Origin of the sequence: Microbacterium sp. Root61 (assembly GCF_001427525.1) — a bacterium.
Taxonomy (GTDB): Bacteria; Actinomycetota; Actinomycetes; order Actinomycetales; family Microbacteriaceae; genus Microbacterium.
On the sequence record NZ_LMGU01000001.1, the window covers coordinates 1,971,606 to 1,991,689 of the forward strand.

General features: G+C 69.4%; 18 protein-coding genes. 10 read left to right on the plus strand and 8 right to left on the minus strand.

Going from position 1 to position 20,084, the window contains the following annotated elements; all coding sequences use genetic code 11:
- The first annotated feature begins 77 nt into the window (after window positions 1-77).
- From ASD65_RS09570 to ASD65_RS09595, 6 genes are read left to right on the plus strand one after another with little or no spacing between them, the layout of a single operon-like run.
- Window positions 78-1,214, plus strand: a complete 1,137-nt coding sequence (locus ASD65_RS09570; protein ID WP_235566649.1) for a zinc-binding dehydrogenase — start codon at window positions 78-80, stop codon at window positions 1,212-1,214.
- The gene (locus ASD65_RS09575; protein ID WP_056221670.1) at window positions 1,211-1,675 is read left to right on the plus strand and encodes a MaoC family dehydratase; all 465 of its coding nucleotides are present in this window, start codon (window positions 1,211-1,213) and stop codon (window positions 1,673-1,675) included. Before ASD65_RS09570 ends, ASD65_RS09575 begins: the two co-directional genes overlap by 4 nt.
- Window positions 1,672-2,589, plus strand: a complete 918-nt coding sequence (locus ASD65_RS09580; RefSeq protein WP_056221673.1) for an SDR family NAD(P)-dependent oxidoreductase — start codon at window positions 1,672-1,674, stop codon at window positions 2,587-2,589. Before ASD65_RS09575 ends, ASD65_RS09580 begins: the two co-directional genes overlap by 4 nt.
- The gene (locus ASD65_RS09585) at window positions 2,586-4,193 is read left to right on the plus strand and encodes an AMP-binding protein (RefSeq protein ID WP_056221675.1); all 1,608 of its coding nucleotides are present in this window, start codon (window positions 2,586-2,588) and stop codon (window positions 4,191-4,193) included. Before ASD65_RS09580 ends, ASD65_RS09585 begins: the two co-directional genes overlap by 4 nt.
- A complete protein-coding gene (locus tag ASD65_RS09590; RefSeq protein WP_056221678.1) occupies window positions 4,190-5,074 on the plus strand; it encodes an amidohydrolase family protein in 885 nt (294 codons plus the stop codon). The genes ASD65_RS09585 and ASD65_RS09590 overlap by 4 nt, the downstream gene beginning before the upstream one ends.
- Complete coding sequence (locus tag ASD65_RS09595; RefSeq protein WP_056221681.1) at window positions 5,071-6,246, plus strand: acyl-CoA dehydrogenase family protein; 1,176 nt, start codon at window positions 5,071-5,073, stop codon at window positions 6,244-6,246. The genes ASD65_RS09590 and ASD65_RS09595 overlap by 4 nt, the downstream gene beginning before the upstream one ends.
- 23 nt (window positions 6,247-6,269) lie before the next feature.
- Here ASD65_RS09595 and ASD65_RS09600 read toward each other — a convergent pair whose 3' ends face one another.
- Together ASD65_RS09600 and ASD65_RS19000 are read right to left on the minus strand one after the other, a co-directional pair.
- On the minus strand, window positions 6,270-7,067 hold the full coding sequence (locus ASD65_RS09600) for an IclR family transcriptional regulator (protein ID WP_056221682.1): 798 nt from the start codon (window positions 7,065-7,067) through the stop codon (window positions 6,270-6,272).
- A gap of 57 nt (window positions 7,068-7,124) precedes the next feature.
- Entirely contained in the window at window positions 7,125-7,598 is a 474-nt protein-coding gene (locus ASD65_RS19000; RefSeq protein WP_056221685.1) for a hypothetical protein, read from the minus strand.
- Window positions 7,599-7,720: 122 nt separating this feature from the next.
- Between ASD65_RS19000 and ASD65_RS09610 the strand changes: the two genes are divergently transcribed.
- Together ASD65_RS09610 and ASD65_RS09615 are read left to right on the plus strand one after the other, a co-directional pair.
- Entirely contained in the window at window positions 7,721-8,797 is a 1,077-nt protein-coding gene (locus ASD65_RS09610) for a C2 family cysteine protease (RefSeq protein WP_056221687.1), read from the plus strand.
- 4 nt (window positions 8,798-8,801) lie between these two features.
- Window positions 8,802-9,065, plus strand: a complete 264-nt coding sequence (locus tag ASD65_RS09615; protein ID WP_056221690.1) for a hypothetical protein — start codon at window positions 8,802-8,804, stop codon at window positions 9,063-9,065.
- A gap of 8 nt (window positions 9,066-9,073) precedes the next feature.
- Here ASD65_RS09615 and rocD read toward each other — a convergent pair whose 3' ends face one another.
- The 5 genes from rocD to ASD65_RS09640 all read right to left on the minus strand — a co-directional run bounded on the left by rocD (window position 9,074) and on the right by ASD65_RS09640 (window position 13,091).
- Window positions 9,074-10,300 carry an ornithine--oxo-acid transaminase gene (gene rocD, locus ASD65_RS09620; protein ID WP_056221693.1) on the minus strand — a complete coding sequence of 409 codons (1,227 nt, stop codon included), beginning with the start codon at window positions 10,298-10,300 and terminating at the stop codon, window positions 9,074-9,076.
- Entirely contained in the window at window positions 10,297-11,190 is an 894-nt protein-coding gene (gene ddaH / locus ASD65_RS09625) for a dimethylargininase (RefSeq protein ID WP_056221696.1), read from the minus strand. Before ddaH ends, rocD begins: the two co-directional genes overlap by 4 nt.
- A gap of 230 nt (window positions 11,191-11,420) precedes the next feature.
- Window positions 11,421-12,440, minus strand: coding sequence for an NAD(P)-dependent alcohol dehydrogenase (locus tag ASD65_RS09630; RefSeq protein WP_056221699.1), 1,020 nt, complete (start codon window positions 12,438-12,440; stop codon window positions 11,421-11,423).
- Window position 12,441: 1 nt separating this feature from the next.
- Window positions 12,442-12,657, minus strand: coding sequence for a helix-turn-helix transcriptional regulator (locus ASD65_RS09635; RefSeq protein WP_056221702.1), 216 nt, complete (start codon window positions 12,655-12,657; stop codon window positions 12,442-12,444).
- Window positions 12,657-13,091, minus strand: a complete 435-nt coding sequence (locus tag ASD65_RS09640) for a hypothetical protein (protein ID WP_056221706.1) — start codon at window positions 13,089-13,091, stop codon at window positions 12,657-12,659. The genes ASD65_RS09635 and ASD65_RS09640 overlap by 1 nt, the downstream gene beginning before the upstream one ends.
- A 277-nt stretch (window positions 13,092-13,368) precedes the next feature.
- On the opposite strand from ASD65_RS09640, the gene ASD65_RS09645 reads away from it, so the two are divergent.
- On the plus strand, window positions 13,369-15,369 hold the full coding sequence (locus ASD65_RS09645) for an MDR family MFS transporter (protein WP_056221709.1): 2,001 nt from the start codon (window positions 13,369-13,371) through the stop codon (window positions 15,367-15,369).
- Between the two features lie 91 nt (window positions 15,370-15,460).
- Window positions 15,461-16,306 carry a PIG-L deacetylase family protein gene (locus ASD65_RS09650; protein ID WP_056221712.1) on the plus strand — a complete coding sequence of 282 codons (846 nt, stop codon included), beginning with the start codon at window positions 15,461-15,463 and terminating at the stop codon, window positions 16,304-16,306.
- 23 nt (window positions 16,307-16,329) lie between these two features.
- Here ASD65_RS09650 and ASD65_RS09655 read toward each other — a convergent pair whose 3' ends face one another.
- A complete protein-coding gene (locus ASD65_RS09655) occupies window positions 16,330-20,073 on the minus strand; it encodes a bifunctional proline dehydrogenase/L-glutamate gamma-semialdehyde dehydrogenase (RefSeq protein WP_056221714.1) in 3,744 nt (1,247 codons plus the stop codon).
- Window positions 20,074-20,084 lie beyond the last annotated feature (11 nt).

The following is a 20,084-nucleotide window of genomic DNA, read 5'->3' on the forward strand; positions in this document are numbered from 1 at the left end:
GAAAAGGCCCGTGCTCGATGGGCGCCGGCCCGCCAAGCTGAATCCAGTCGTCCCCCGCAGAGAGTCGAGAACCGCACGTGCGCACAGCCATTCCCGCGACGATGCGGGCCGCGATCCTCGTCGACGATGCGCCTCGTTTGGAGGTCCGCGAGATCGCGACGCCGAGCCCCCGACGTGGTGAGGCCCTCCTCGAGGTGATCGCATGCGGCGTCTGCCACACCGATCTGCACGTGATCAAGGGGGAGGTCGCGTTCCCCCGGCCTGCCGTGCTCGGGCATGAGGTCAGCGGTCGGATCGTCGCGATCGGCACGGACACCGTCGACGCCTACGGCCTCGACGTCGGCGATGTCGTGGCCGCGGGATTCATCATGCCGTGCACGGAATGCGATGAGTGCCGCCGCGGGCGCGACGACCTGTGCAGCGAATTCTTCGCCCAGAACCGCCTGCGCGGCACGCTCTACGACGGAGAGAGCCGTCTCGCGATGCCCGACGGCTCGTTCCTCGCGATGTACTCGATGGGCGGCCTCGCCGAGTATGCCGTCGTGCCGCTGTCCGCACTCACCCGCATCGATGATGACTTGGACCCGCTGTCCGCGTGCATCCTCGGGTGCTCCGGGCTGACCTCCTACGGCGCCGTGTTCCGTGCCGGGGAGGTGTCGCCCGGAGATTCGGTCGCCATCGTCGGTGTGGGCGGCATCGGGTCGAGCCTCATCCCGATGGCGCTCAGCGCCGGCGCCACCACGATCGTCGCGATCGATGTCGCGGAGGCGAAGCTGGATCGAGCGCGTGAGCTCGGCGCCACACACGTCGTCAATGCCGCGGAGACCGATCCGGTCACCGCCGTCCGCGACATGGTCGGCGGCGTGCAGGTCGCGTTCGAGGCGCTCGGGCGCCCCGCGACCTTCCGCCAGGCGGTCGGCATGCTCGAGGACGGCGGCCGCATGGTGGCCATCGGCATCGCCGCAGGTGCCGCCACCGCTGAGGTGGAGATCACGCCGCTGGTTCGTCGCGGCTATCACATCGTCGGTTCGTTCGGCGGGCGCACGCGCACCGACCTTCCCGAAGTCGCGCGTCTCGCGGCATCCGGTCGGTTCGATGTCGGGTCGCTCGTCACGCGCCGCTACGGTCTCGACGACGTCGACGCCGCCTACCAGGCACTCGCCCGAGGAGAGATCACCGGGCGGGCGATCATCACCATGAAGGAGTCCGGATGACGGAGCCACACCCTGTTCTGACCACGATCGACGATGTCGGCGGATTGATCGGCGCGACATTCGGCCCGTCGACGTGGCGGGCGATTCCGCAGGAGGACATCGACCTCTACGCGCAGCTGTCCGGCGACGACAACCCGATCCACGTCGATGCCGTTGCGGCGGCCGCCTCACCGTTCGGGGGGCGCATCGCGCACGGCATGCTCACCCTCAGCATGGTGGTGCCGCATCTGCGCGAGATCTACCGAGTGACCGGCACGACGACCGGGATCGTGTACGGGTTCAACAAGATCCGGTTCCCGAGCCCGGTGCCGTCCGGCGAACGGATCCGCGTCCGCGGCGAGATCGCGGACGTCATCGAGATCGACGGCGGCGTCCAGGTCGAACTCGCCCTCACGTTCGAGGTCGAGCACGCCACGAAGCCCGCGGTCTTCGCCGAGTTGATTCTGAGGCACTACCGATGAGCGGCATCCGATTGGACGGTCGCGTCGCGATCGTGACCGGCGCCGGCCGCAGCCTCGGACGCGCGTACGCACGGGCACTCGCGGATGCGGGAGCCGGGATCGTGGTCAACGACGTCGATGAGGCCAGCGCGGCCGCGGTCGTGGCCGAGATCACTGCGGCGGGCGGCCACGCCGTCGCCTCGATCGGGGCCGTGGGGCCGACCGAGACCGCCGACCAGCTCGTGGCCGATGCGGTCGATGCCTTCGGTCGCGTCGACGTGCTGGTCTCGAACGCCGGCGTGCTGCGCGACCGCGTGCTCTGGAAGATGTCGGACACCGACTTCGACGACGTCGTCTCCAGCCATCTGCGCGGCACGTTCACGACCGCCCGTGCGGTTGCCACGCGATTGCGCGCGCAGGGGGACGGTGGACGCCTCATCCTCATCGGCTCCCCGGCCGGACAGTTCGGCAGCTTCGGCCAGACGAACTACTCCGCCGTCAAAGCCGGGATCGTGACGATGGCCCGTACCTGGTCGCTCGAACTCGCCCGCGACGGGATCACCGCGAATGCCGTGATCCCCACCGCGCTCTCCCCCATGACGGCAACGATCCCGGCCTATGCCGACCTGTACGAGCGGTTCCTGGCCGGCGTGCCGATCCCGCACGAGTTCCGGCACGACAAGGCTCTCGGGACGCCTGAAGACGTCGCCCCTCTCGTGGTCTGGCTGGCCTCCGCCGAATCGGGCGAGGTCACCGGGCAGGCCATCGGCATCGGCGGCGACCGCCTCACCCTTTACTCGCATCCCGCGATACTCGACGAGCAGTACGCGGACGGCGGGTGGAGCGCAGACGGCATCGACGCCGCCTGGCGATCGCAGTTCGCCCCCAGCGCGCCCCGTTCGGGACCGCCCAGCCGTGAAGGAGCCTCCGCGTGACCGCCCCCCACTACAGCGACATCTGGCAGGGAATCGCCCGCGCGGACCCCGATCGCGCGGCCGTCATCACCCGTGACGAGACGATGACGTACGGTCGTTTCGCCGCCGAGGCCGGCGCACTCGCCCGGCATCTGACGGACCGCGGCTTCGTGGCGGGGGATGCCGCCGGCATGCTCCTCTACAACCGCACCGAGTACCTGGCGTTCATGTGGGCCTGTCTGGCCACCGGGATCTCCCCCGTGGCGATCAACTACCGCTACCGCTCCGGCGAGGTGCGCGACCTGATCGTGGATTCGGATCTGCGGACGCTGATCGTGTCCACGTCGCTCGGTGGCCTCGCTCTGGACGCGGTCGCCGACCTCGCGCAGGCGGTGGAGATCATCACCGTCGAGGACGGCGGCGCCCCGGTACCGGGTGCCACCCGCTATGCCGACATCATCGCGGCGGGCGGCACGATGCCCCCGTCGGCGCCGCGTGGCGCCGAGATGCGGCTCTACACCGGCGGAACGACGGGGATGCCGAAAGCAGTGGTGTGGGATCTCGACACGCTGCTCGTCGCACGACAGCAGTCCACGTGGGGCCTCATCGGAGTGACGCCTCCGACCGATCTCGCCGGGGCGCTCCGGATCGCCGTCGATCCGTCGACGCCACGCGTCGTCACGCTCCCCCTCACCCCGCTGCTGCACGGCACCGCGCAATCGACCACGATGGGCACGCTCGCGCTCGGCGGCACGGTGGTGCTGCACGCCGCGCCGCGCATGGACATCGAGGAAGCGCTGCGCCTGACGATCTACCACGCGGTGACGCGACTCATCGTCGCCGGCGACGCGCTGGCGCTCCCGTTCGTGGAGGCCGCCGAGCGGCTCGAGGTGAGCCTGACCTCCGTCGACTCGATCGTGAGCTCCGGCATGCGCTTCAGCGACGATGTGAAGCGCCGCCTGCACGCGCTCGGAGACATCGCGATCGTGGACATGCTCGCGTCGAGCGAGGGCGGTCCGTATGCCTTCGGCGTCACGCGGAGCGCGCACGATCTCCCCGCCAAGCTGGTCCTCACGCCGGGGACCGTGCTGCTGGATGAAGAGCTGAACGAGATCCAGGCGGATGCCGGAGCCCTCGGCATCCTCGCCTTCCGCGGCATCCTTCCGACGGGGTACTACCGGGACCCGGAGAAGACCGCGAAGACGTTCCCGACGATCCGCGGTCACCGCTACGTCATGCCCGGCGATTGGGCACGCGCCCGCGGCGATGGCTCCGTCGAGCTGCTGGGGCGCCTCGCGGCCGTCGTCAACACCGGGGGCGAGAAGGTCTTCCCGGCCGAGGTCGAAGAGGCGCTGCTCGAACACGACACCGTCGACGACGTCATCGTGTTCGGTCTGCCCGACAAGCGCTTCGGCGAGGTTGTGAGCGCGATGGTCGCACCCCCGCCCGGGTCGAGCATCGATGTCGCCGAACTGCTCGCCTACCTGGATCAGCGCCTCGCGGGGTACAAGAAGCCTCGGCACGTCTTCGTCCGCGAATCGCTCGATCGGACCCCGACAGGCAAGGTCGAGCTCGCACGCGTCAAGGAAGACGCCGCGCGCGAACTCGCGGAGGCCGGTCGATGAGCGGCCTGGAGTCGAGGTTCGACCTCGCCGGCGTCTCGGCCATCGATGTGCACGTCCACGTGCAGATCGACAGCGCCGGACGCACCGCCTCGCCTCCCGCGCTCACCCAGGCGATGGCCGCCTATTTCAAGAGCAGCGAGCCTCCGCGCACCGTGGACCAGACAGCCGAGTACTACCGCGAACGCCGGATCGGCGCCGTCGTGTTCACGCTGGATGCCACGACGAACCTCGGTCACGCACCGAACAGCATCGACGACCTGGTCGCCGGGGCACTGCGCAATGCCGACGTCCTGATCCCCTTCGGCAGCGTCGACCCGCTGCAGGGCGCCGCCGCGGTCGACGAGGCGCGACGTCAGGCCGCACTCGGTGTGCGCGGCTTCAAGTTCCACCCCACGGTGCAGGCATTCGATCCTTCCGCTCCGGAGCACATCCCGCTGTTCGCCGCGATCGAGGAGCTCGGACTGCCGATCATCGTCCACACGGGTCAGACAGGTGCCGGGGCCGGAATCCCGGGTGGCTGGGGATTCCGACTGTCGCTGTCCAATCCGATGCTGTTGGACGACGTCGCGGCGCGGCATCCCCATCTCGAGATCGTGATGGCCCACCCCAGCGTCCCCTGGCAGGACGAGGCGCTCTCCGTCGCCACCCACAAGGCGAACGTCTGGATCGATCTCTCCGGCTGGTCGCCGAAGTACTTCTCGCCCGCGCTGGTGCGCGCCGCACGCACCTATCTGAAGACCAAGGTGCTGTTCGGCACGGACATGCCCGCCCTCACGCCCGACCGCTGGCTCGGCGACTTCGCGGGGCTCGGGCTGGACCCCGACGTGCAGCAGCTGATCCTGAAGGAGAACGCCGTCCGCCTGCTGGAGCTGGACCGATGAGCACTTCCGCGACCGATCTGTTCGGGTTCACCGAAACGCTCACCGAACTGGAGCGCACCAAGCTGCAGTCCCTGCGCGACCTGCTCGAGCGACGGGCGCGGCCCCACCTTGCGCAGTGGTGGGAGCAGGCCGAATCGCCCGCGCATCTGCGCGGCGAGATCGCGGCCCTGCGGCTGGAGGACGATCCGGACCTGCTCGATGCGGACGGCCGCCTCGGCGTCTCCTACGTCGGGTTCAAGCACTTCGAGTTCGCCCGCTTCGACATGTCGATCGGCACCCTGTACGGGGGCCAGGTCGGGATGTTCCGGACCGTCGTGCGCGAGGGCGGCTCACCCGAACAGGTGGCAGAGCTCGACCCGCACATCGCTTCGTTCGAGACGACCGGGTGCTTCGCGCTGACCGAGCCCGCGCACGGGTCCGATGTCGCCGGCGGGATGGAGACGAGGGCGACTCGGGATGGCGACACCTGGACCATCACCGGGCACAAACGCTGGATCGGCAACGCCGCGCTCTCGGACCTGATCGTCGTCGTGGCGCAGGACACGGCGGACGGGCGCGCCAAGGCGTTCCTGGTCCCCCGCGAGTCGCCGGGGCTGACGCTGACCGATATCGGCGGCAAGATCAGCCTGCGGATGGTCCGCAACGCGGACATCGTGCTCGACGGCGTGCGCGTCGACGAGTCGCAGCGGTTGCAGCGGATCGACTCGTTCCGGGATGTCTCGGCCATCCTCGCCCAGCTGCGCTTCGTGGTGGGCTGGAATGCGGCCGGGCTGCAGGCCGGCGCCTACGAGGCCGCCCTCGCCTACGCACTCGGACGCGAGCAGTTCGGACGACCGATCGCCGGATTCCAGCTCATCCAGGAGAAGCTCACCCGCATGCTCGGCAATGCGACGGCGACGCTCGCCATGGCGGTCCGGGTGACCGAGCTGCATCGACGCGGCGCCATGCGGGACGAGCATGCGGCGCTCGCGAAGACGTGGGCGGCAGATCGCGCCCGCGAGACGGTGGCGCTCGGTCGCGAGATCTGCGGCGCCGAAGGCATCCGCGTCGACAACGACGTGGCCCGCTTCTTCGCCGATACCGAAGCGCTCTACACGTTCGAGGGCACGCACGAGATGAACTCGCTCATCGTCGGGCGGGCGATCACCGGGCTGAGCGCCTTCACGCGCTGACCACCTGAAGACGCCGGACCGACTCAGCTCGGCGTCTCGGCGAAGCCGGCCGCGGCCAGCGCCCGCGAGATCGATGCCGCCGTCAGGCGCACGAGGTGGATCATGTTCTTGCCGTCGACGTCCTTCTCGGTGACCGCGAGCGACACCGCCGCGATGACCGCCCCGTCAGCGCCGCGCACCGGGGCGGCGACCCCGATGTGCACGTCGTCGACCTGTCGGTCACTGACGACGTACCCACTGCGCGCGATGTCTTCGAGCACCCGATCGAGCACGGCGCGGTCGGTGTAGGTCCGGGGCGTATACGGCTCGAGGGGCCCGGCCAGCACCTGATCGCGGATGTCCTCGGGCGCGTGCGCGAGCAACACCTGCCCGATCGCCGTCGCGTGCATCGGGTAGCGACCGCCGACCAGCGGCCTGCGAGTCGGGCGACGGGGACTCTGGAAGCGCTCGATCGACACCAGCTCGAGGCCCTCGCGGATCGCCAGATGCGAGGCGTAGCCGGTGGTCTCGTAGAGGTCCTGGATGTATGGCCTCGCCAGTCGCTGAAGCCCGACCGCGCGCGGCGCGAGGGAGGCGACCTCCCACAGTCGCAGGCCGATCTGATACCTGCTCTCGGCGTCCCGTTCGAGCGCGCCCCACTCGGTCAGGCGCTGGACGATGCGGTAGCAGGTGGCTATCGGCAGACCCGTGCGCCGGCTGATCTCCGACAGCGTTTGACGGATGCGGCCGCCCTGGAAAGTGCCCAGGATGGTCAGAGCACGCTCGATCACCGAGCGCGACGGTCCCTCGTCTCCGAGGTCTTCCCGCTGCTCCGTCGCCACGCTTCCATTATCGCCTGTTCGCACTACCGCAGCGGCGGGCCGGCGACATCGCAGAGATCAACCGGAGTTGCAGGCGGAGGGGGCGAGGGGCGCCGACAGGGTGATCTTCGTCAGGCCCTTGTCGAGAATCTGCAGCACGGCACCGCCGTCGTCCCGGCTGGTGGATGCGGTCCACCCTCCCGGCACGTCGTCCTCGGAGTCGATGGTGGCGAATCCGTGTTCCTGGAGCGCAGGATTGACCGTCGACCACACGGCATCCCATCCCCCCGCGGCACCGAGCAGGGACGGCTCGCTCTCCTGGGTGGCGACGTGGAGTCGGCACTCACCGGTCGATGTCGAGGCCCGCGTCGCACCGTCGGTGGCCCAGGAGACATCCGGATACGCCGCCTCGAGGGCTCCCACGACATCGGTCATCGCGGCATCGTAGTGAGCGGCCGCATCGTCGTACGGCATGGGCGTCGGGCCGCACGCGACCAGCACCCCGGCAAGGGCGATCACACCTGCCAACGCGACGAATCGCTTCGAAGTCATGCCTTCAGCGTACGGGGAAGGCCCACCGCGCCGATGGGGATTCCTCCCCATGGGCGCGCGCGGGCCGCGCAGGTACGCTCGAGTCACCACGCGAAACCTGCCGGCGTGGAGGAGAGGACGTCGTGAGCTTCTACGGAGCGGATGTCACCGACCTTCATCGACTCGCGGAGTCTCTCGAGCGCAGCGCGCAGTCGCTGCAGGAGATCGCCACGACGCTGTCGGGGGCGATCGGCGCGACGCGCTGGCCCGGTCCTGACGGGGAGAAGTTCTCGCACGAATGGAGCAACCAGCACCGCGCGACTCTGGTGCGTGCCGGCGGCTACCTGTCCACGGCCTCGCAGACGATCGCGCGCAACGCGGCCGACCAGGAGCAGACCAGCGCGGCCTCCGGGGGTGCATTCCCGGGCGGGGCGAACCCCGGGCTCGGACTCGACGGGGGCGGCGGCGGAGTCAGCGACCGTCCGGACAATCCGAACCTGAGCGACGGGCTCGGCGACTACGAAGACCTCGACGGGCCGATCGACTTCTCGGACGACGCCCTCAACCCGACTCAGATCAACCAGGGCGCCGTGGGCGATTGCTGGCTGCTGGCATCGATGGGCAGCGTCGCCGGCTTCGACCCCGATTTCATCCGCGACCACATGTGGCAGAACCCGGACGGCACGTGGACCGTCAAGATGTACAACGACGGTGAGCCGGTGTACATCCAGGTGGAGCCGACCGTGCCGGAGAACGGGGTGAAGGACTCGGACGGCGGCGATTCCTGGGCTTCCATCTATGAGAAGGCCGCCGCGGAGTACTTCGGCGGCTCGTATGCCGACATCGACGGGGACTGGCCGGATCGCGCGCTCGAGGCGATCACCGGCCAGCCTTCCCAGAACCTCGGCGAGGCGTCGTTCGACGACATCGAGCAGGCGTTGGATGACGGCCCGGTCGTGGTGACCACCGAGAACAAGGACAAGCGACTCTGGTTCTTCGGCGATGTCGTGGACGACCAGGATCGCATCGTCCCGAACCACGCGTACATGGTGCGCGACGTGTTCACCATGATCGAAGAGGACGGGTCCAGCCAGCGTTACATCGAGGTGACCAACCCGTGGGGGCCGAACGGCGGCGACCGCTACGGAACATACATCTTCACCGAGCAGGAGTACCTCGACAACTTCGACCGGGTCTACACCGGGTCGATGGGAGACTGACGTCATGGCGGACGAGACGATCACGGCTATCCAGGGCTCCCAGCCGACCGTTGCCGGGCTGCGGATCGGGATCATGGATGCCGCCACCTTCGACGGCGTCTCGAAGGCACGCCTGCTGCTGCGCCCGCCAGGGCAGGACATCCAGGTCGTGCTCGCCGTCGGCGAAACCCACGACCTCACCGGGGTCGGCTCGGTGACACTCGTGAGCGTCGCGGCCGACGACCCGCAGGCGCGACCGCAGGTCACGCTCCGCGTGGTGTCCGACTAGCCCGGGACTCAGCCCGCGAGCACCACTCGCAGCTGCTCGACGGCCCAGTCCAACTCGGTCGCCCGCACCACCAGCGGCGGCGCGATGCGGATGGTCTGACCGTGCGTGTCCTTGACGAGAACGCCTCGGCCGAGCAGCCGCTCGGCGACCTGACGGCCCGTGCCGACGGACGGGTCGATGTCGACGCCCGCCCACAGTCCTGCGACGCGGATGCCGGTGACCCCGTGTCCGACGAGCTCGGTGAGCTTTGTCTCGAGGTGCGCGCCGAGGGTGCGGGCGCGCTTCTGGAAGTCGCCGGTCGCCAGCAGTTCGACGACGCGCAGCCCGACCGCCGCGGCCAGAGGGTTGCCGCCGAACGTCGAGCCGTGCTCGCCGGGGCGGATCACACCGAGGATCTCCGCGTCGGCCACGACGGCGGACAGCGGAAGGATGCCGCCACCCAACGCCTTGCCGAGCAGGTACACATCCGGCACGACGCCTTCGCGGTCGCACGCGAACGTCTCTCCGACACGGCCGAGGCCCGACTGGATCTCGTCCGCGATGAACAGGACGTTGTTGCGCGTGCAGATCTCGCGCACGGCGCGGAGGTAGCCGTCCGGCGGCATGATGACGCCGGCCTCGCCCTGGATGGGCTCGATCAGCACGGCCGCGGTGTGCGGGGTGATCGCGGCTTCGATGGCCTCGGCATCTCCGAACGGCACCTGCGTGAAGCCCGGGGCGTACGGCCCGAAGTCGTCACGCGCCTGCGGGTCGTCGCTGAAGCCGACGATGGTCGTGGTGCGGCCGTGGAAGTTGCCCTGCGCCACGACGACGGTCGCGGCATCCGCCGGGATCCCCTTGACGCGGTAGCCCCACGCGCGGGCGACCTTGATGCCGGTCTCGACGGCCTCGGCCCCCGTGTTCATCGGGAGGACGAGGTCTTTGCCGCAGAGCTCGGCGAGCGCCGCGGCGAAGGGCCCGAGCTGGTCGTTGTGGTACGCGCGGCTCGTGAGGGTGAGGCGGTCCAGCTGCTCGCGCGCGACGGCGAGGATCGCGGGATGCCCGTGCCCGAAGTTGAGCGCCGAGTACGCCGACAGCAGATCGAGGTACCGCTTGCCCTCCACGTCCGTCACCCAGACGCCCTCGCCGGAGGCGATGACCACGGGCAGCGGGTGGTAGTTGTGCGCGACGTGCTGCTCTTCGGCGCCGATGATGCGGATCGTGCCGGTGTCGACGGCGGGGGTCGCGGCGCTCATCGGGCGGGCCCGCGCAGTTCGAGCGTGCAGCACTTGATGCCGCCACCGCCGAGCAGGAGCTCGGACAGGTCGATGAGGATCGGGTTGTAACCGCGCTCGCGCAGCTGGACCTCGAAGCCCTTGGCACGCGGGGAGATGATGACGTTGTAGCCGTCGCTCGCGGAGTTCAGCCCGAACACCGACCCGTCCTCATCCGACACGCGGATCGCCTCGGGGTAGCGCTCGGCGAGGATCGCCTGGCTCGCCTCGTCGAACGCCGACGGGAGGTAGGCGATGTTCGCGTGCTCGGGGCCGCCGTGCTCCACGCCCTGCACCGGGTCGAGCACCGCGATCGCGGTGTCGAGGTGGTAGAAGCGCGGGTCCACGAGGGTCAGCGAGACGACCTCGCGACCGAACACCTCGCCGATCTCGCGGTGGCTGTCGCCCGTGGAGCGGAAGCCGGTGCCGGCCAGGATCGCGTCGCCGACGAGGAGGAAGTCGCCTTCGCCCTCGTTGACCTCGACGGGCTCGCGCACGTCGTAGCCGCGGTCGCGGAACCAGTCCATGAACGCCGGGCCTTCGGGGCCGCGCTCGCGGAAGCGGAACTTCGCGCCGTACGCGATGCCGTCGATGAGGAACCCGCCGTTGGCCGTGTAGACCATGTCGGGCAGGCCGGCGATCGGGTCGATGAGCTCGACCTCGTGGCCGAGCTTCAGGTACATGTCGTACAGCGTCTGCCACTGCGCGACGGCCACGGCGGTGTCGGTCGGGTTGGCGGGCTGCATCCACGGGTTGATCGTGTAGCTGACCGTGAAGTGCTCCGGTCGGCACATCAGGTACTTCCGGTGCTGGGCGGTGCGGGCCGGCGCCTGGGCGGGGGACACGGCTTCGGCGGTGTTGTGCGTCGTCATCGAATGCTCCTCGAGATAGAGGCGGCGGCGGACGCTGTCCTAGGGGCCCGCCGGCCCTTCACCGCGCTCGCAGAGGAGCGTTGAAGGGAGGCGACACGGGCACGCCGCATTCAGTATCTCACGAGCCCCCACACCGGGTGAGGAATTCTTCGACGGTCGGGATGCCGCGTCGAGTCTCGTCGCCCCGATCCGCGAGCGAACGCGGCGAGCCGAAACGCCGAGCGCACCGTCTACCCGCTGACCAGAACCTTGCCCGAGGCGTGGCCGGCATCGACGTGCGCGAGCGCGGCGCCCGCCTCCGCGAACGGATACGTTCGCTCGATGACCGGGGTGATCCGATGCTCGGCGGCCCGCACGAGAAGCTCGGCAAGCACGTCGGGGCGGAAGGTCGCCGCCAATGGGCGCACCGGCCGTTTCGACCCGATCGACCGCAGCATGGCCGCGATCAGCCGCGGGATCGGACCGAGCAGTCGGCCGCCCTCCCCCGCCACGAGCACGACGGATCCCCCGTCGCGCACGAGCCGCTGCAGCACGCGCAGCGGCGCCGTGCCGGCGATGTCGATGACGACGTCGAACGAGCCCGCCGGCAGCTCGGCCGACCCGGGCTGGACGCGGCGGTAGTCGAACGTGCGCTCCGCACCCAGACCCTCGACCATCGCGCGGTTGCGCTCTCCGCACGACGCCCACACGGTCGCGCTGCGGTCGACGGCGAGCTGCACCACGAAAGTTCCGACGCCGCCCGATGCCCCGATGACCAGGATGCGCTGACCGGATGCCGCGCCCCCGCGTTCCAGGGCCAGCCATGCCGTGCCGCCGGCGACCGGCAGCGCCGCGGCTGTCGCGGGGTCCACCGCAGCGGGCCGGTGCACGAGTCGGGCCACCGGAGCCAGCGCGTACTCCGCAAGTCCGCCGCCGGGGAGCTCACCGACGACCTCGTCGCCGGGCGCGAACTCGGTCACCCCAGCGCCGATGCGCACGACGGTCGCCGCGACGTCCATCCCCCGGACGCCCTGCTTCGGACGCCGCAGACCGAACGCCATGCGCAGCAGCAGCGGCTCACCACGCATGACGCGCACGTCGCCGGAGTTCAGCGACACGGCCCGCACACGCACCAGCACCTCACCACGACCGGGCGAGGGCACCTCGCCACGCGTCAGGGTGACGGCATCCGCGTGTCCGTACTCGGTCTGCCGCCACTCGGCCATCGTGTCGGTCGGCAGTGCGGTCGGGCGTGCAGAAGAGCTGTCCATGTCATTCCTCCGGGTACTGGAAGAGGTCGTCGAGTCCGACGGCGAAGACGCGCGAGATCTGGAAGGCCAGTTCGAGCGTCGGGGAGTATCTGCCCTGCTCGATCGCGATCAGGGTCTGGCGAGTGACGCCGATCCGGCTCGCGAGGTCGGCCTGGGTCAGGCCCGCCGTCTCGCGCAGGGCGCGGATGGAGTTCGTCACCTTCGTGGGCTTGACCATCAGGCCATCCCTCGGCGGTAGGCGATGACCTGCGCGACCCCGCCGATGAAGGCGGACAGCGCGAAGCCGAAGAACATGGTGTTGGCGATCCAGAACCAGTCGGCCTCGAACGCGCACAGCACGATCACGCCCAGGCCGGCGATGACCATGAAGGCCTGTCCGACCCGGCCGCCCATGTGGGCGATGTCGCGGTCGCGGATGTCGGACTTGCCGACGCCGTCGGGGTCCCGCATCCCGGCGATCATTCCCCACAGGATGCTGAGCACGATGCTCGCCACGATGCTCGCGCCGATCGTCCACGCCATGATGGGCCACCACTCGACGTCGGTCACCGGCCCGCCGCCCGCCTGCTGGAGGACGATGATCACGTAGACCGTCATGGCGATGACGGTGACGATGAGCCCCGCCCAGGTGTTGCGCTCCTCGTAGACCATGACGCCCTCCTGATGTAAAGAATTACTTACACCGAGAGTAGAACCCCCACTGACGATCTGTCAAGAATTCTTTACATCGCGGATCGGCGCCATCGTCGAGCGAAGAATCACTCGACGAGCGATGCGCGCTCACGGCCCCGACCGGAGGCAGACGGTTCTAGCATTGTTCGAGCCGGACGGATCCTCTCCGCCGACGCGTGGACTTCTCGAAACGAGGACCCCGATGGCAAGCGTCGCAACAACCACTGGTCCGCAGCGGTCAGACACGAGTCCGGTGATGACCCACCGGATGATCCTCTTCGTGATCTTCGGCCTGATGGCGGGGATGTTCCTGTCCGCCCTGGACCAGACGGTCGTGGGAACCGCCATCCGTACCATCGGCGATGATCTGCACGGTCTCAGCCAGCAGGCGTGGGTCACCACGGCCTACCTGATCGTCTCGACGATCTCGACCCCCATCTACGGGAAGCTCTCCGACATCTACGGCCGCCGGCCGCTGTTCATCTTCGCGATCGTCGTCTTCATCATCGGGTCGATCCTCGCGAGCTTCTCCACCTCCATGATCCAACTCGCCGCATTCCGCGCCATCCAGGGGCTGGGCGCGGGCGGCCTGATGTCGATGCCGCTCGCGATCATGGGCGACATCCTCGCGCCGCGCGAGCGGGCGAAATACCAGGGGTACTTCCTGGCCGTGTTCGGCATCTCCAGCGTCATCGGACCGCTCGTGGGCGGGCTGTTCGCGGGCGCCGACGAGATCCTCGGGATCGCCGGCTGGCGATGGGTCTTCCTCATCAACGTGCCGATCGGCCTGGCCGCTCTGGCCATCGTGCTGCGCTTCCTGCACATTCCACGACACCCGCGACACTCCGTGCGCATCGACTGGTGGGGTGCGGCCACCGTCATCCTGGCGCTGGTGCCCCTCCTGCTGGTCGCCGAGCAAGGACGCGAATGGGGCTGGGATTCGCCGATCGCGATCGCCTGCTACATCGTCGGCGGCATCGGCATCATCGCCTTCATCGTCTCCGAGATGCTGATGAAGGACGACGCGCTGATCCCGCTCAAGCTCTTCCGCTCCCCCACCTTCTCGATGGCGACGGTCATCGGCGTGCTCGTCGGGTTCGGCATGTTCGGAGCGATGCTGACGCTGCCCCTCTACCTGCAGCTGGTGCTCGGCTCCACCCCGACGCAGAGCGGCCTGCAGCTGCTGCCGATGATCCTCGGGCTGATGATCGCCTCCATCGCGAGCGGGCAGCTCATCGCGCGAACCGGCCGGTATCGGATGTTCCCGATCCTGGGCACCCTGCTCATGACCGCCGGGTTCTTCTGGCTGACATTCCTGCAGTACGACCGGTCGTACTGGTTCATCGCCGGGGCGATGCTGCTGATCGGGCTCGGTCTCGGTCAGCTCATGCAGACGCTCACCATCGCGAGCCAGAACTCGGTCGGGCTGCGCGACATGGGTGTCGCGACCAGCTCGTCCACCTTCTTCCGGCAGATCGGCGGGACACTCGGCACGGCGGTGCTGCTCTCGTTGATGTTCACGGTGCTGCCGGCGAACGTGCAGGTCGCGTTCGACGACACGAGCACGCTCACGCAGTCGCTGGACGCGGCGCTGGATCCGGCGGTGGCGTCGGCACCGCAGAACGAGGCGATCATGCAGCAGATCTATGCGCCCATCGTCGCGAAGCTGACCTCCGCCACGACGACGAAGATCGAGGACGGCCTGACCCAGGCGACGGACGCCGCGACCAAGGCCGTCGCGGACAAGGTCGCAGCCGGGGAGATCCCGGCCGGTGCGCAGGCGGAGGCGACGGCGGCGGCCGTCGCGCAGGCCCGCGCCGCGGCATCCGCTCAGATCGAGAAGGAGATCCCGGTCGCCCAGATCGACGCCGACGGCTCGGTGACGCTGGACTTCTCGGATGCGGCCGCACGCGAGTCCTACGTGGCGTCGATCGCCCCCGTCCTGGAGGACCAGTTCGCCTCCGGCGGCGGCACCACGATGAACGGAGACGCACTGAACGACACCTCGTTCCTGACCGGTGCGGATCCACGATTGAGCAAGCCGTTCCTGGTCGCGTTCAACGCCTCATCGGTGCAGGTGTATCGCGTGGCCATGTGGGTGCTGTTGGTGGCGTTCATCCTGTCGCTGTTCTTCAGGACGCCGCCGCTGCGTGCGAAGTCGGCACTTCAGGAGGCCGCGGATGAAGCCTCTGCCGAGGAGGAGGAGATGCGCGCCCGGCGAGCGAGCGACGACACCGGCGCCTTCGTGGCGCCATAGCAGGCCTCCTCCGTCGGGCACTCCGGCGCCATTCGGCTTAGGATGCTTCGACCGTCAATGCCGACGGCCCCACAGCACCCCCGGAGTTCTCATGCGCAAGCGCTGGATCGCGCTCATCGTCGTCGCGTCCGTCTTGATCGTCGCCCTCGTCGGCGTCTACTGGGCCGGACGCAGCCTCTTCCACATGCCCACCGCACGGGGCGTCGACTCCGTCGTGGGCGAGATCGGCGGCGAGCGGGTGCTCGGCGTCTTCGCCCACCCGGATGACGAGCAGACCGTCAACGGACTGTTCTGGCGCGCGAAGGACCGGGATGGCGCCTACACCGCGATGATCACGGCAACGCAGGGCGAGGCCGGACACCAGGTGCCCGTCGTCGCCCGCCAAGAGGACCTCGGCATGGTCCGCAAGGCGGAAGCCCTGAAGAACAGCTTCAACCTGGGCGTCGATGAGCACGAGGTCTGGGACTACCCGGACGGCGGCGTCCCTCAGGTCGACGAGCAGGAGCTCGTGGACCGCCTGGTCGCATCGATGAAGCGGATCAAGCCCGACGTCGTCGTCGGGTTCTGGCCGGCCAGCGGCGCCACCGGCCACAAGGACCACATGGAGATGGGTCGCGTCACCGAGCTCGCCATCGCACAGCTGCAGGAGGAGGGCGGCTCGTACGCCGGCCCCGACCACCTCGTCTACACGATCAGCCCGACCACGGCGCTGGGCATGTTCGGCGGCGAGCAGGGACAGATCGTCGTCAAGAACCAGCCCGACCCCGAGTACGCCATGTCGGCCGAGACCGGCAAGAAGCACGAGGGCTGGGCGATCCACGCCTCACAGGCCGACTACCTGCAGTCCGCGTACTACCTGCCCGCCTGGCTCGTCTATCTCCTGTGGGACCAGGAGTTCTATCACGTGCGCGATCTGGCCGAAGATCCGATCAGCTGACGGATGCCGCGGCCTTCGCCTCGCTAGATCACTGTCTCCGACCACTTGTCGGGGTTGCCGAAGCGGTGCGCGGTGATCGTGATCGACTGCTCGTGCAGGAACGGCAGCAGCTCGAGCCGACCCGCCGTGGTGACCTCGTTCGCGTAGACGGCGAGATCCGGGTCGCCCCCGACGGCGACGGCGAGCGCGGCATGCAGCGCCTGCACCGACTCCGGCTGACCGACGAGTCGCACGCGCGGCACCCGCGGCGCGGGGGGATCATCCGCCGCCGCGGCGATGATGTCCGGCTCCGCATCGGTGATGCGCTCCAGCCACTGGTCGTCGTTCTCGACGTAGACAGCGACGCCCTGCTCGCTGAGGGTCCGGCGCACGGCGGCCGGGAGACCGACGGGGGCGCTCACCGTGATCGCCGACCCGGCGCGGATCCCGGCGACGATGACGCGCAGCAGGGACTGCCACGAGGCATCCCCGGTCGCGCGTATGGCCACCGGCACCGAGCGGTAGCGGAACAGGTTGCGCTCGACCTCGAGGTGCGAGACATCCTTCACCTGACCGAACTCGCGGTCCCACACGATCGCGTCGGCGAGCGCGCCGCGGCGCAGCCACTCGAACGCGTCGTAGTCCAGCGACGGCTGGGCCGCCTCGATGACGGACGTGATGCGCGAGTCGAGTCCGCGCAGATGCAGGGTCGCGGATGCCGCGGCCCCCGCAGACGCCCGCCACGAGCCGAGGCCCACGAGGTAGTTCGGGCCGCCGGCCTTGGTACCGGGCCCGACGGATGAGCGCTTCCAGCCGCCGAACGGTTGCCGCTGCACGATCGCGCCGGTGATGCCGCGGTTCACGTAGAGGTTGCCGGCCTGCACGCGGTCGAGCCAGTGTGCGAGGTCGTCGGGGTTCTGCGTGTAGAGCCCCGCCGTGAGTCCGTAGGCGACGGCGTTCTGCAGCTCGATCGCGTGGCTGAGCGAGGTCGCATGCATCACGCCGAGCACGGGGCCGAAGAACTCCTCCTGGTGGAAGCGCGATCCGGGCAGCACGCCGGTGCGGATGCCGGGGCTCCAGAAGCGCCCCTCGAACTCGGGCGAGATATCCAGCGGTCGCGGCTCCACGAGCCAGCGCTCGTCGTCCTCGAGTGTGGTCAGCGCCCACCGAAGCTTGCCGTGCGGCGGCTCGATGACAGGACCGACCTCGGCCACCGGATCGCTCGGCGGCCCCACTCGCAATGAGGTCGCGGCATCCACCAGCTGACGGGCGAAACGCTTGGACCGCCCGACCGGACCGACCAGGATCGCGAGCGACGCCGCCGAGCACTTCTGCCCGGCGTGACCGAACGCACTCTTGATGAGATCGGATGCCGCCAGGTCGAGGTCGGCCGAGGGCATTACGATCATGGCGTTCTTGCCGCTGGTCTCGGCCAGGAGCGGCAGGTCGGGGCGCCACGAGCGGAACAGCGCCGCGGTCTCCCAGGCGCCGGTGAGGATGACCCGGTCCACGGCGGGATGCGAGATGAGGTGCTTGCCGAGTCCGCCTTCATCGATGTCGACGAGCGCGAGCACGTCGCGGGGTACACCCGCGTCCCAGAGCGCCTCGGCGACGACCGCGGCACACCGGCGCGCCTGCGGTGCGGGCTTGAACACGACGCCCGACCCGGCGGCGAGCGCGGCCAGGACCCCGCCCGCCGGGATGGCGAGCGGGAAGTTCCACGGCGGGGTCACGACCGTGACACGGGCCGGCACGAACACCGCTCCGCTGACACGGTCGAGCTCCCGCGCGGTGGCGGCGTAGTAGTTGGCGAAGTCGATGGCCTCGCTGACCTCGACGTCGGCCTCGGCGAAGACCTTGCCGGTCTCGCTGGCGGCCACCTCGATGAGCTCGCCGCGGCGGGCTTCCAGGGCGCGCGCTGCGGCTTGCAAGACGAGTGCGCGATCGGCCGCGGGCTTGGCGCCCCAGCGGGCCGCGGCATCCGTCACGCGGGCGAGGACCTGCTCCAGGGTCGCGACATCCTGCACCCGTGCCGCGGCGATCGTGGCGTCGCCCGCCGTGGAGGTCTCGATGCGCGAGACGATCGCACGCGCCCAGTCTCGGTTGGCCGGCAGCGACGGGTCGGAGTCGGCGACGTTGCGGAAGCCCGGCGCACCCAGCGCGCGGGAGGCGGATTCGCGGGGCGCGAAGACGGCGGTCTCGACGAACGCCTCTCCGCCGAACAGCAAGGACTCGACCTCCGGCTCGAGAGCCGCGGTGTCGGTGCCCTCGACCGCGGCGGAGCGCGCGATGCCGATCACGGCCTGGGTGAGGCCCGCATCGGGTTCGGCGGGGGCCGCACGGCGCAGGCGCTGATCGGCGGTCGCGCCGTCGGCGGTCCCGGTCCGGTCCTGCGCGCGGCGCGGTCCGCTCGGCAACGAGGCATCCTGGGCACGCTTCATCGATGCGAGGAAGCGATCCCGCTCGCGATCGAACATGGCCGGGTCTTCGGCGATGTCGAAGGCGGCGGAGAGGAAGTTGTCGCTGGACGCATTCTCCTCGAGGCGTCGCACGAGGTAGCTGATCGCGACGTCGAACTCGTCCGGACGGACGACCGGCACGTACAGCAGCACATGACCGACCTCGCGAGTGACGGCGTCGACCTGCCCCTGCGCCATACCCAGGAGCATCTCGAACTCGATGTCGGCGCGGACGCCGCGCTCGCCCGCCAGCAGCCAGGCGTAGGCGATGTCGAACAGGTTGTGGCCGGCGATGCCGAGCCGCACCGCGGCGGAGTTCTGCGGCTGCAGCGCGAAGTCGAGGCAGCGGAGATAGTTCGCGTCGGAATCGACCTTGGCGTCGAAGGTGGCGAGCTCCCAGCCGTGCATGACGGCATCCACCCGCTCCATCGCGAGGTTCGCGCCCTTCACGAGGCGCACCTTGATGCGGGCGCCGCCACCGGCGACGCGCTGGCGCGCCCACGCGGTGAGTTCGCGCAGCGCCGGGAGTGCGTCCGGCAGATAGGCCTGCAGGACGATGCCGGCCTCGAGGTTCTGCAGCCGGGAGTCTTCGAGGATGCGCGTGAACACCGCGATCGTCAGATCGAGGTCGCGGTACTCCTCCATGTCGAGATTGATGAAGGTGCCGTTCGCGGCGGCGGTCACGTACAGCGGCAGGAGGCGCTCGACCACCTTGTCGACGACTTCGTCGAACGCCCACATCGATATGTGGCTGGCGATGGCCGAGACCTTCACCGAGACGTAGTCGACGTCGGGGCGGTGGATCAGTTCGTGGATGCCGTCGAGCCGACGCAGCGCCTCCGTCTCGCCCAGCACGGCTTCGCCGAGCAGGTTGAGGTTCAGCCGTGCGCCGCCTTCGCGGATCTTCGCGAGTGCCGGACCGAGCTTGTCGGGGCGGGCGTCCACGACCAGGTGTCCGACCATCTCGCGCAGCACGCGTCGCGCGATCGGCACCACCGGCGACGGCAGCACCGGCGCCATCATCCCGCCGATCTGCACCGCACCGCGGAGGTACCAGGGCAGGAACCCGGGCACGAGGGGGGCGACCCGTTGGAGATTGGATGCCGCGGCCGAGAGGCTCTCGGGGCGCATCACGCCGTCCACGAAACCGATCGTGAACGGCAGTCCGTTGGGGTCTTTCAGCACGCCGGCGAGTCGCTCGGCTGCGGGGTCCACGTCGACCTCTGCGCTCTGTGTGGTCCACTTCTGCGCAAGCACCACCGCACGTGCGGCGAGATCGTCGCCCTCGGCGGTGAGGTCGGTGTTCCCCGGGGAAGGGTTGGTCACCATGGCATCCAGCC